At 51.3% G+C, this 9,906-nt stretch carries 9 protein-coding genes; 3 read left to right on the top strand and 6 right to left on the bottom strand.

Annotation, left to right across the window (positions count from 1 at the left end):
- The coding region (locus NZ772_07420) for a hypothetical protein (protein MCS6813386.1) at window positions 1-1,315 on the top strand (1,315 nt) is incomplete at its 5' end.
- Here NZ772_07420 and ribD read toward each other — a convergent pair.
- Both ribD and NZ772_07410 read right to left on the bottom strand, forming a co-directional pair.
- Window positions 1,227-2,417 carry a bifunctional diaminohydroxyphosphoribosylaminopyrimidine deaminase/5-amino-6-(5-phosphoribosylamino)uracil reductase RibD gene (gene ribD, locus NZ772_07415; protein ID MCS6813385.1) on the bottom strand — a complete coding sequence of 397 codons (1,191 nt, stop codon included), beginning with the start codon at window positions 2,415-2,417 and terminating at the stop codon, window positions 1,227-1,229. The genes NZ772_07420 and ribD overlap by 89 nt on opposite strands.
- A 72-nt stretch (window positions 2,418-2,489) precedes the next feature.
- Window positions 2,490-4,280 carry an ABC transporter ATP-binding protein/permease gene (locus NZ772_07410; GenBank protein ID MCS6813384.1) on the bottom strand — a complete coding sequence of 597 codons (1,791 nt, stop codon included), beginning with the start codon at window positions 4,278-4,280 and terminating at the stop codon, window positions 2,490-2,492.
- Between the two features lie 166 nt (window positions 4,281-4,446).
- On the opposite strand from NZ772_07410, the gene argB reads away from it, so the two are divergent.
- Window positions 4,447-5,340 (top strand): acetylglutamate kinase, encoded by an 894-nt coding sequence (gene argB / locus NZ772_07405; protein MCS6813383.1) that lies wholly within the window; start codon window positions 4,447-4,449, stop codon window positions 5,338-5,340.
- Between the two features lie 27 nt (window positions 5,341-5,367).
- Here argB and NZ772_07400 read toward each other — a convergent pair whose 3' ends face one another.
- Window positions 5,368-6,273, bottom strand: a complete 906-nt coding sequence (locus NZ772_07400) for an ABC transporter permease (GenBank protein ID MCS6813382.1) — start codon at window positions 6,271-6,273, stop codon at window positions 5,368-5,370.
- A gap of 3 nt (window positions 6,274-6,276) precedes the next feature.
- Window positions 6,277-6,843: an adenylyl-sulfate kinase gene (cysC, locus tag NZ772_07395; protein MCS6813381.1), complete on the bottom strand. Its 567-nt coding sequence runs from the start codon at window positions 6,841-6,843 to the stop codon at window positions 6,277-6,279.
- A 187-nt stretch (window positions 6,844-7,030) separates the two neighbouring features.
- Between cysC and NZ772_07390 the strand changes: the two genes are divergently transcribed.
- On the top strand, window positions 7,031-8,275 hold the full coding sequence (locus NZ772_07390) for a Zn-dependent hydrolase (protein ID MCS6813380.1): 1,245 nt from the start codon (window positions 7,031-7,033) through the stop codon (window positions 8,273-8,275).
- A 2-nt stretch (window positions 8,276-8,277) separates the two neighbouring features.
- Here the strand turns inward: NZ772_07390 and NZ772_07385 are convergent, their stop codons facing one another.
- Together NZ772_07385 and NZ772_07380 are read right to left on the bottom strand one after the other, a co-directional pair.
- Window positions 8,278-8,928, bottom strand: coding sequence for a PEP-CTERM sorting domain-containing protein (locus tag NZ772_07385; GenBank protein MCS6813379.1), 651 nt, complete (start codon window positions 8,926-8,928; stop codon window positions 8,278-8,280).
- 254 nt (window positions 8,929-9,182) lie between these two features.
- Window positions 9,183-9,906, bottom strand: a 724-nt coding sequence (locus tag NZ772_07380; GenBank protein MCS6813378.1) for an aldehyde dehydrogenase family protein, incomplete at its 5' end; no start/stop codon positions are given.

Genomic DNA, 9,906 nt, shown 5'->3' with positions numbered 1-9,906 from the left:
TGGTGGAGTGCCTACCCCGCAGATGGCTACAGCTAATACTCAATCCAGCCAACCTACTGTTGGCGATACAGCAAGGCCAACGGCGATCGCTGCTTCTAACCAAGCCTCGCAGCAACTCTCTAAGCTGGTTGACGACTGGGAACATGAGCATCATTCTGCATCTGAAAATGATACTGAAGCCCTATCGGAGTTGATTCAACAGCTATCGCAGCCAGGATTGCAGGAGTCTGAGCCAGTCGAGCATGATGTACGCAGTGAAAATCTGTTGCCTGAAGATGCAACCGTGCTGAAGTCTCGTTCGGGGGAATCTTCTGTGCAGCCGTTGCCCCATGTCATAGCGTCAGTGGGAGTACCGATGGAGGGGCAGGGTGTCGTCAATCGCCAAGGCAGTCTGGATGAAAGCACATCTAAGGCTACAGCTCGCGAATCCACCCCAGAACCAATGACAACGTCCAAGTTGATGGTTTCAACTACGCCAACCAAGACAGAGGCAATACCTAGGAATCGTGCAGGCAACATTGCCTTGGGGTTACTGGGTGGCATTGCGATCGGTGGGGGTATTGTCTGGGGGTTGTGGACGCTTGCGCAATGGAGGCCGCAATCCAGCCAGACCTTGCCCAACAGTCCGGTGTTGACGCAGCCACTGACTGGCGATCGAGTCAATCTTAAGGCAATTAGAACCCCCAACCTAATGGCCATTGCGATTACTCGGTTTAACCAGGGCGACCTAACCGCAGGGGGGCAAGCGATGGAAGAGTTGCTAGATCGAGTAGCTCTGAAAGAAGCAGCAGAGGTGTTAGCTGCTGTGCCCACTAATCAGACCGGAGATGCCTACATTAGCTTTTTGCGAGGGCGATTGGCATGGCAATATCTCCAACAGCCCGAAAACGTTCCCTACAGCCTGGACGATGTGCGACGATCGTGGGAAACTGCCGTAAGACAGGATCCTAAATCAGCCCTCTATCGCAATGCCTTGGGGTTTGCGTACTACGCGGAGGGTCGTTTGCCTGCCGCCCAAGAGCAGTGGTCAACTGCCATAGAACTAGCCACCTCCAAGACATCACCATCTCAGTCAGTGGTTGCTAAAAATGCTGATGCCTTGACAGCATCGGCAGGTATTGCGTTGGCCTTTGCGGCGGCTGCTGAGGGTAAGCCCCCGGCTGAACGAGAGCAATTGTTAGCCCAGGCGGTCAAGGGCTATCAAGCCGTGATTGCTCAGGATCCGATTAATTTTCAGCAGCAGGCATTGGGACAAAATTGGTTATGGACAGAGGAGGCAATTCGTCAGTGGGTGGTGCTGGGGAAGCAGCAGTAAGGTAGCCTTCTACGAGTAAGTCGGTACCTACAGATCGCCACTGCACCCGTTCTAGAACCAGGGCATCGGTCATGCAGGCTAATCCTAGATCAGCGATCGGTGACGGTGCGCTCTGTCCGCCAATCAATTTAGGGGCAATAAAAGCCATCACCTTTTGGACAGCTCTGTCTGTTATCGCTTGGGCAGCAAGGGTGCCACCACATTCCCACAGGACTGAGAGGAGTCCACGATCATACAAAAGTTCCATAACTACCGCTGGCGTTAGACTAGGCAACCTGATTACTTCTACCCCCCGATGTTCTAGATAGGCAGACATCTGAAGATCTGCAGTTGATGTCGTCACCACTAACGTCTTAGCTGGACGTTGATCCCACAGTTGCGCTTGCATGGGCAGGTTAAGACTTCGACTCATCACCACTCGCAGGGGATTGTGCTGTGATACGCCATGGGTGGTTAGCAACGGATTATCTTGGCGCACGGTATTGCCCCCCACAATTACTGCATCGCAAGCTGCTCGCAGGTGGTGTACTTCTTTGCGGGCTGTGGAACTAGTGACCCAAGCACTGTGACCGCTGCTAGTGGCAATCTTGCCGTCTAGGGTCATGGCATATTTCAAAATGCCAAAGGGGGCATGATAACGGATGCGATGGGTAAAGGCTTCATTTAAGCGCTGACAGTCTGATTCCTCAACTCCAACCACGACGCTGATCCCTGCTGCTCGCAAGCGAGCAATGCCACTTCCCGCTACTAGGGGATTAGGATCCACCATTCCTACAACTACCTGGCTGATGCCAGCAGCAATGATGGCATCGGTGCAGGGAGGGGTACGCCCATAGTGGTTGCAGGGTTCTAGGTTGACATAGAGGGTTGCACCCTGAGCACGATCGCCCGCTTGCCGCAGGGCGAACACCTCAGCATGGGGTTGACCCGCTCCCGGATGAAAGCCTTCGCCGACGATCACTCCAGCTTGAACCACCACAGCCCCCACTAGGGGATTGGGCGCTGTCTGTCCTAATGCCTGCCGTGCCAGGTGCAGACAACGCTGGATCATGGCACGATCAAATTCACTGGCGTTGTTGTTCCTAGGGTTACCTGTTGTCATACCAATTATCTGGTGTTTTATCTGGTGTTGAAGCTTGTGAACTAACTGCTATTAGCTTCTATAAGCTAACTGCTAGGAGCTAAATTGCTGGGCATAGAAGCGAGCATAGCGATCGCCTCTGGTCAATAATTCATCATGGGTACCAGATTCTACAATTTGACCCTGCTCTAGCACTAGGATGCGATTGGCCTTACGCACAGTAGCTAAGCGATGGGCAATGATAAACACAGTGCGATCGCGCATCAAGCGCTCTAGAGCTTCTTGTACCAGCGCCTCGGACTCAGAATCTAAGGCAGAGGTGGCTTCATCCAAAATTAGGATGCGTGGATTGAGCAATACAGCCCGGGCGATCGCCAAGCGCTGGCGTTGACCACCAGACAGATTGACCCCGCGTTCCCCCACCCATGTGTAGTAGCCTTCACTGAACTGACTGATAAATTGGTGGGCATTGGCAATTTTCGCCGCCTCGATAACTGCACCCATGTCGAAGGTAGCCTGTCCAAAGGCAATGTTTTGGGCGATTGTTCCCGAAAACAGAATCGTTTCCTGGGGTACGATGCCAATCTGGCGGCGGAGACTGCGCAGGGTAACGTTGCGAATGTTAATGCCATCCAACAAAATCTCTCCCTCTTGGGGATCGTAGAAGCGGGGCAATAGGTTTACTAGGGTGGTCTTACCTGCGCCCGATGACCCTACTAGGGCAATCATTTCCCCTGGATGCACTAGCAAATTCAGGTTGTTAATGACGATGGTCGGTTCATAGGTGGAAACAGTGTTGTTGGTTTCTCGCAGTTGCGGATTCACGGAGATGGGTTGCAGAGGTGGATAGGCGAAGCTGACCTGGCGATACTCAACTTTACCTGTAACAGGAGGCAACTCGATCGCGTCCGGCTTTTCCACTACCGAGGGTTGAATGGCTAGCAGCTCGAATAGACGATCAACCGATGCTTCACCTTGTTTGAACTCGTTGTAGTTGTTTGTGGTCATGGCGATCGGGTCAATCAGCATAGCCACGGCTGCTAGGTAACTGGCAAACGCCTTGGGGGCTAGATTTCCCTGGGAAATTTGCCATCCCCCCAACAGAAACACACAGGCAATAGCCATTGCTTCTAGAAACCCAATCACAGGATATTGAATCGCCTTCAATCGTTCGGCTACATATTTGGCATGACGATTGCGCTCGGCCTCATGGCGGAAACGGTCAAGCTCGTAATCTTCGGCGGCAAAGGCACGTACTAGGCGAATGCCACTGAATACCTCCGTCAGCAGAGATGACAAATTGGATACTTCACTTTGGCTGCGGCGGGAGGAGGCTAACAACTTTTCCCCAAACCAGCCCACTAACCCAGCCACCAGTGGTGCAATCAGGAAGGTGGCGATCGTCAGTTGCCAATTGACGTAGATCATGTAACCAATGACAACCACCAGTTGCAAAATGCTGGGCACAAACTGGTGAAATACACGGTTGATTACTTCTCCTACCCGATCAACATCTTCTGTTAGCCGATAGCATAGGTCGCCAGTGCGGGCACTTTCAAAATAGCTGAGGTTGAGGGTCTGCAAGTGGGTATAGACACGGTTCCGCAAATCAAGAGCTACAGCTAGTCCTGCCTGCGCCATCCAAGCAATCTGTCCATATTGCAAGAAACCCCGCACGAGGAAAATCACAGCGGTGACTCCCACCAATTGTCCTAGCTTGGGGACGTTACCCTTGCCAATGGAGTCTACGACTTCACCCACTACCCAAGCAATCAGGGGCCAAAAGGCAATATAGCCGATCGTGCAGGCCAGTGCCTCTAAAATTTTGCGGCTGTGGGGTTTGACAAAGGGCAACAGTTGCCAGTAGGTGGATCGGCGCTTCAAGGATTTTTTCTCGGTTGAACAGTGTTACCCATTTTCCCAAAGAATCAGCCCTTAGGTAATCCTAAAATTGTTCAGGATGCGATCACGGCAGCACAACAGATGTGATACAACAATGCCAGCTTTGATTGCCAGTGCCACCTAAATCTTTATCCTGACTAGAGTTTATATGTCCCACGAGAGTGAATATTTTCAACGAGCTGAGGCTACCCGCGTCCGTGTTCTCAGTGAAGCCCTGCCCTACATTCAACAGTTTGCTGGGCGGACGATCGTAGTCAAGTACGGTGGTGCTGCCATGAAAGATAGCAACTTGAAAGACAAGGTCGTCCGCGACATTGTGTTTATGTCCTGTGTTGGATTGCGCCCAGTGGTAGTGCATGGCGGCGGCCCTGAAATCAACACTTGGCTTGCGAAGCTCAATATTGAACCCCAATTCAAAGATGGGCTGCGAGTGACTGATGCTCCCACCATGGATGTGGTGGAAATGGTGCTGGTAGGCCGTGTCAATAAGGAACTAGTGGCGCTGATTAACCAGGCAGGGGGTAAGGCGGTTGGTCTCTGTGGTAAGGATGGCAACCTGATTAAGGCGCGGCCTGAAGGCAAAGAGGGGATTGGCTTTGTGGGTGAAGTGACCTCTGTAGATGTCAGTTTGCTGTCGTCATTGATTAACAGTGGCTACATTCCGATCGTGTCCAGTGTGGCTGCAGATGAAACTGGACAAGCCTACAACATTAATGCCGACACCGTTGCAGGCGAGCTAGCGGCTGCCCTAGGCGCTGAAAAGCTGATTTTATTGACCGATACGGCTGGCATCTTACGCGATTACAAAGACCCCAGCACACTAATTCCCAAGCTGGATATTCAAGAAGCCCGCCGCTTGATTGAAACCAATGTGGTCTCTGGTGGCATGATTCCTAAGGTAAACTGCTGTGTACGCTCCCTAGCCCAGGGGGTAAAGGCAGCCCACATCTTAGATGGACGCATTCCCCACGCCTTGCTGCTAGAAATCTTTACTGACGCAGGTATTGGCTCTATGCTTGTAGCCTCGGAGTTTATTCGGTGATGACTTTGGCGATCGGACGATTCCTGATTAAACGATATCTACAATAGTGCGCTCAGTCCGCTTAAACATCAGTGCCCCAGTGACCAGGAAAATCATGACTAAGCACGTTGAAACCAAGGTAGGCACTAGTGGTGGTGCTTCAACCCCCAGCAATGCCCAGCGAAAGCCCTGAATGACAGTTGTCATCGGGTTCAGGTAATACCAAAACCGAAATCGCTCTGGGACTAGGCTGACGGCATATACGATCGGTGTAGTATACATCCACAATTGCAACAGATAGTTGACCCCAAACCCCACATCTCGAAACTTCACTGTTAGAGAGGCTAACCACAGGCCAATTCCTAAGGCTGTAGCTGCTTCTAAGATTAAAAAACCAGGGACAAGCAGAATGGTTACCTTGGGGAAGATGCCAAAGCACGCCATGATCAGGAGCAACACACCAAACCCAGCCGCTAGATCCACTAAGCCAGCTAAGACACCCACAATGGGAATGACCAGCCGAGGAAAGTAAACCTTGGAAATGAGATGTTGTTCAGTTACTAGGCTGTTAGTAGATCGGGATACAGCAGCGGCAAAAAAGCTCCATGGCAAGACCCCAGCATAGTTGAATACTGGATAGGGCAGGTTATCAGAGGGCAGGCGGGCAATGATGCCAAAAATCACCGTATTAATCAGCACCATCAATAGGGGCTGCAAAATGATCCATAACGGCCCTAGTGCCATTTGGCGATACCGTCCCTTGACTTCTCGCCACAGTAAGAAATAAATCAGGTCTCGATAGTCCCACAGTTCATGTAAGTTCAGCGATCCCCAGCCTTTCGTGGGTTGAATACGGGTAATCACCTTGGCGCTGACCGATAAGTTGTCGCGGCGAGATGACAAGAGTCGGTGCAGACGGAGCACGATCGGCTTGAGCAGGTTTGAGGCTGGCATGGGCTAAGCTCCTCGTACAGCTTGCAACTCAGACATGAGGGATGAAACATACCCATGCTCTTCTAGATAGGTAATCACCCGCGTCACACTCTCTTGAATGGATTCCTGTTCCGTATGGCAAACAATTTCTGGTGCCAATGGCTCTTCATAGGGATCGTCAATGCCAGTGAAGTTTTGAATTTTGCCCGCTCTAGCCTTGGCATACAGCCCTTTTACGTCGCGCTGCTCACAAACAGCCAAGGGAGCAGCTACGTACACTTCAACAAACTGACGCGCCATCTGGCGAACTTCTTGGCGGGTGGCTCGATAAGGGCTAATAGCAGCAGCGATCGCAATCACACCATGTTTGCACAACAGACTAGCTACGAACCCAATGCGCCGAATGTTGGTATCACGGTCTTCTTTGCTAAAGCCCAACCCTTTTGACAAATGAGTTCTGACCACATCGCCATCTAGCAACTCCACCGCACAACCCCGCTGACTCAACTCTTGTTCCACAGCCGTAGCGATCGTTGTCTTGCCTGCACCGCTCAGTCCTGTGAACCACAATACCAATCCCTTGTTTGTCATCTACATTCAGTCACACACTAACCAACGGTTTTAACACACCTAGGTATCCATTTGGCCAACCGACAACAAGGTTCCCTAAAAGTCGCAAAGTGATCTAAGAAACGTGCATTAGGAACACATTAATGATATCAGCCTAGCTTAAGATGGTACGAACGGTACCTATTTCTCTACGTGTAGCTCCCTCCAGATGATTACTACTAGTCTTCGTTCACGCCTGTTGGTTAACAGCGATCGGCTCAGTCTCAGCATTGATGAGCTTGCAGATATTGGCAAATTGGCCGATGGCGGTGTGCGCCGCATTGCCTATAGCCCTGAAGATTTAATTGCGCGTCAGCGACTACAGGCATGGATGGCTGACGCAGGTATGTCTGTGCGTATTGATGCGGCTGGCAATATCATTGGCACCTATGCAGGGCATGATCCAACATTACCTGCCCTAGCGACAGGCTCCCATATCGACACAGTGCCCACAGGTGGCCGCTATGACGGAGCGTTTGGTGTTTTGGCTGGTCTGGAAGTTGTGCGTGTGTTGCATGAGCGTCAAGTGCGCTTGCGCCATCCCCTAGAACTGATAGCCTTTACTGACGAAGAGGGGAGCATGATTGGTAGCAAGGCAATGGCAGGGCACGTGATCAATGACCCCGGCTACTATCGTCGTCCTGATGGTGAAGACATTCGTACTTGCCTGAAACGGGTGGGTGGAGATTGGGACAAGATTGCCAGTGCTGCACGCAGTCGGCGAGACATCGCTGCTTTTTTGGAACTGCACGTTGAGCAAGGGCCAATCTTGGAAAGTATGAACAGCCAGATTGGGGTAGTGAAGGGTATTGTAGGGCAACGGCGCTATCAGATTACGATCATAGGCCAAGCTAACCACGCAGGCACTACACCCATGTATATGCGCCAAGATGCACTGGTGGCTGCGGCTAAGATCATTCTGCTAGTGAATGAGGCAGCTAGTGTTCCTGGGCAACAGGTGGCAACTGTCGGCATGGTGAATGTGTTTCCCAATGCTGCCAATGTGGTGCCTGGCCGGGTGAGCATGAGCCTAGACATCCGAGATTTGTCGGCCTTTCACCTAGACAGCCTAGTGGAGAAAATCATGCAGCAAACGAAGGAGATTGCTGCCCAGACCAAAACTCACATTGAGATTCAACCTGTGCTGAGAACTGAGCCTGCCCCTGCTGCCGATCACATTCAACGGGCGATCGTGCAAGCCTGCAAATCCCTTGGCTTGATATACACCCACCTCCCCAGTCGTGCCAGCCATGATGCCCAAGAAATAGCCACTTTTACGGATATGGGGATGATCTTTGTGCCGAGTAAAGCTGGCCTCAGCCACGCCGAAGCTGAGTACACATCCCCTGAGCAATGCACCCAGGGTGCCAATGTGCTTCTTAATACCCTACTGGAACTAGACGAGTATTACTAGCACTAGAACAGTGATGGTTGCTTTTGGGCCATGGCTAACCGCCGACGGGTGGCTGCCAGTCCGATGCCAGCTAAGGCTAGACCTGCGATCGTCATCGGCTCTGGAATTGCCGTAGCCGTTACACGACCACTACTAACCCAATAGCCTGGTGTAGCTTCTGCTGAAGCTTGCAGCCACGTCATATCACCATCCTGCGGATCACCAGCCCAAATTGAAAACTGAGAATGGAACATGGTGGATCTAAATCCCTTATAAAACCACCACTGGTCAAACATACTGTATATGGGCGAACGCCCCTCAAGACCTAACGTCTTTGGTTGCGTTAGACTGTTACCTGTCCACAGCAAGACATCGTTATGGCGGGTATTGGTCAAATCCCAAGAGGCACCATGAACTGTTGCCAGAAAATTAGTCACAACATATAGCTGATCGGCTGCTGTGATAGTAATCGTGGGGAACATCAACTCTGAGGTTATGGTTGCCTCGTAGGGGGTATCACTAGTTTCAAAGGAACCTTCACCCACGACTGCGTTGGTTGTGTCGTAGAAAGTCAGCTTATAGAGCGAGCCAGCTTGCGCCACCTTAATGTCTGCAATAGTGCAGCTTAGAAGGACGGTTGCCGTCATCATTACTAGGGTGCGGAAGATAGTCATAATCGTTAGTGAAATCGGTGTTTGCCCTTCGATAGGTGGTTTTCAAGCGCAAATCAACGGATCACAACACGGTACGTCATGAAACCCTAACAAGGGCTACTTGTAATAATATGGAGTTTCTTGGTGAGAGGAAACAGCCCTAGCTGGGTCTTTATCAAATCTTTATTGCGAGCCACGACAGCAATGCACAGGTTGGTGCAACAGCCTAGCGAAACAGCTTAGTGAAGATGTCTGTACTGGTGTAATGGTTACAGTTAGCCTAGGCCAATGACTCGTTTGAAGAACTTGAGTTTGCTGGCATAGGGGGGGTAACGCCAATCTAAATCAATCCAAAATGGCTTTTTCAGCACGGCCTTGAGGTGAGAAAAGGTCTCGAAGCTATGTTTTCCATGATACGCACCAGTGCCACTATTGCCGACACCACCAAAGGGTAGCTCCCAGATGGCTGCTTGTAAGAACACATCATTGAGACAGACTCCACCAGAGGAGGTAGCAGATAGCACTAGGGTTTGAAGTGCTTGATTGCGGGTGAAGAGGTAAAGTGCTAGGGGTTTGGGACGGGCGTTGATGGCGGCGATCGCGTCATGAATATCTCGATAGGTCAGCACGGGTAACAATGGCCCAAAGATTTCATCTTGCATAATTGGTGCATCCCAATCCACCGGGCTAAGAATGGTTGGGGCAATGTACCGGGTTGCCCGATCAGTTTGGCCGCCGACAAGGATAGGTTGCCCCTCTAGCAGGCGGATAAGGCGATCGAACTGGCGATCGTTAACAATTCGCCCTAAATCGGGGCTTTGGGCTGGGTCATCCCCAAAAAACTCCTGAATGGCGGACTGAAGAGCTGTTAAAAATGCAGACTTGATCTCCTCATGCACTAACACATAGTCGGGGGCAATACAGGCTTGCCCAGCATTCAAAAATTTTCCCCAAGCGATGCGCTTAGCGGTGAGTTCAATCGGCACGTCGCGATCAACA

Source organism: Cyanobacteriota bacterium, assembly GCA_025054735.1.
Classification (GTDB): Bacteria; Cyanobacteriota; Cyanobacteriia; order SKYG9; family SKYG9; genus SKYG9.
Note: the sequence above shows the minus strand (reverse complement) of the source record. Positions and strands in the feature narration are given on the sequence as shown.

Coding starts and splice junctions, on each gene's coding strand:
- ribD (MCS6813385.1), bottom strand. CDS start 2,417: ATGACAACAGGTAACCCTAGGAACAACAACGCCAGTGAATTTGATCGT.
- argB (MCS6813383.1), top strand. CDS start 4,447: ATGTCCCACGAGAGTGAATATTTTCAACGAGCTGAGGCTACCCGCGTC.
- NZ772_07400 (MCS6813382.1), bottom strand. CDS start 6,273: ATGCCAGCCTCAAACCTGCTCAAGCCGATCGTGCTCCGTCTGCACCGA.
- cysC (MCS6813381.1), bottom strand. CDS start 6,843: ATGACAAACAAGGGATTGGTATTGTGGTTCACAGGACTGAGCGGTGCA.
- NZ772_07390 (MCS6813380.1), top strand. CDS start 7,031: ATGATTACTACTAGTCTTCGTTCACGCCTGTTGGTTAACAGCGATCGG.
- NZ772_07385 (MCS6813379.1), bottom strand. CDS start 8,928: ATGACTATCTTCCGCACCCTAGTAATGATGACGGCAACCGTCCTTCTA.